Below are 1,576 nucleotides of genomic sequence, written 5' to 3' on the forward strand. Positions count from 1 at the left end.
CAATTGCACCCGGTCGCCGCCGATCTTCTTCAATCGCCTGTCCTGCGCCTGGATGGTTATTCGGGCTGCAGCCGTGCGGACGAGAGTGGCGCGCCATTGTCAAATCCGATTTCACGGTCGAAAGGCTGCAGGCCGTCAGTCAGATAGATAGTCACTTTGGGCGTGGCGACCTTCGGGCGGACGCCCGCGCAGGCAATGTCGTCCGCGCCGGGGGGATGGTTATGGTCGAGGAGAATCGTTGTGCTGTGGCGATCACCGCCTGGTCAGCATGCGGACGATCTTCTGCACGATGAGCTCATGTTGCTCCAGCGCTTCATCGAGCGTACGTGCTCCGTAGCTCCTGTTGTCTCGCGCTTCCATTCCGGCGACGCGCGTCACGAACAGCGAACCCTCCCCGGTTTTCGGTTCGGACACACCGCGGAAGCGGGTGGTGACCGTCACACCGGATTCATCCAGCAGCGTGCGGCGGAAGATCAGTTCGTTCTCTGTCATCCAGCGCGACCACTCGCCGCGATCGAACACCTCGACAGGTCTGTTCTTCGCGTCGAGGACATAGAAGCGTTCCCTGCCGGACGGGACGGAGCGTGATTTCATATTTCAATGCGAAGGCGTGAGCAGGAAGCCGATCACCTCCCGCCACCAGGTTTCGTCGACGCGGCCGATCCAGTCGTTATGTTCAGCCGCCTTCACCACTATCAGTTGTCTCGGTTCGGCCAGCGAGTTGTAGAGCGCTTCGCCGAAGCGCGGGGGGACGATGCTGTCGCGCTCCGCAACCACGACGAGAACAGGGCGCCCGACCGACGCCATATGGGTCACGCTGTCGTATCGGTCGCGCAGCAGCCATTTCACGGGCAGCCACGGATAGTGATAAGCAGCGACGTGCTCAAGCCGATCCCATGGCGTGATGAGCAGCAAGCCAGCGGTCTTGTCGCGTTCACGCGAGCCGGCGGCGGCCGCCACGCCGGCCCCGAGCGATTCGCCGATGAGCAGCAACGGCGCGCCATAGAGCCGATGCGCCAGCGCGATGGTCTGTTGGGCATCACCGACCAGACTCTCTTCGCCCGGCGTGCCGTCGCGCGGCCCGTAGCCTGGATATTCGGCGAGGATCACGCGCAGCCCGAGCCGCGTGAGCGCTGCGGCGTAGAACGAACGGTGTCCGGCGTGCCCGGCATTGCCATGAAAGACGATGACGGTGGCGCGCACGGATCCGACGGGCTCGGCCACGAGGCCCCGGAACGCCTCAGGTGTCGGCCAGGCGCGAAGTACGCTGGAAACGACGTCCCCGGTTGCAGCCTTCTCAGGGAAGTAGATAAAACGATCCTGCAAGATGGCGACTCCAGCGAACACAATCAGGCACGCAACGGTGAGACGCAGCATCAACCCGGTGAATTTCATCGCCTTGAGCCCGATCCACCGATCGTTTCAGTAACGAACCCAGTTTAGCGCGCATTGACCACCGCTTATGTCCATGCGTGTCGTCGCGAGCCACGCGCTGACGGCGCCGGGAGGGACGGCTCCAAGGCAACGGGCAGCTGGCAACGACGCCCCCGCTTGCACAGTGAACCGTGGACCAGTC

The 1,576-nt window shown here is 63.4% G+C and carries 2 protein-coding genes; both read right to left on the reverse strand.

The genetic code is table 11. From position 1 onward, the window contains the following. Positions 1 to 252: 252 nt before the first annotated feature. On the reverse strand, positions 253 to 594 hold the full coding sequence (locus P0D80_RS50055) for a hypothetical protein (protein ID WP_408296147.1): 342 nt from the start codon (positions 592 to 594) through the stop codon (positions 253 to 255). A 3-nt stretch (positions 595 to 597) separates the two neighbouring features. Further along, positions 598 to 1,395 (reverse strand): alpha/beta hydrolase, encoded by a 798-nt coding sequence (locus P0D80_RS50060; RefSeq protein WP_408296150.1) that lies wholly within the window; start codon positions 1,393 to 1,395, stop codon positions 598 to 600. Positions 1,396 to 1,576 lie beyond the last annotated feature (181 nt).

It is taken from the genome of Paraburkholderia sp. RL17-373-BIF-A (assembly GCF_046030175.1).
Lineage (GTDB): Bacteria > Pseudomonadota > Gammaproteobacteria > Burkholderiales > Burkholderiaceae > Paraburkholderia.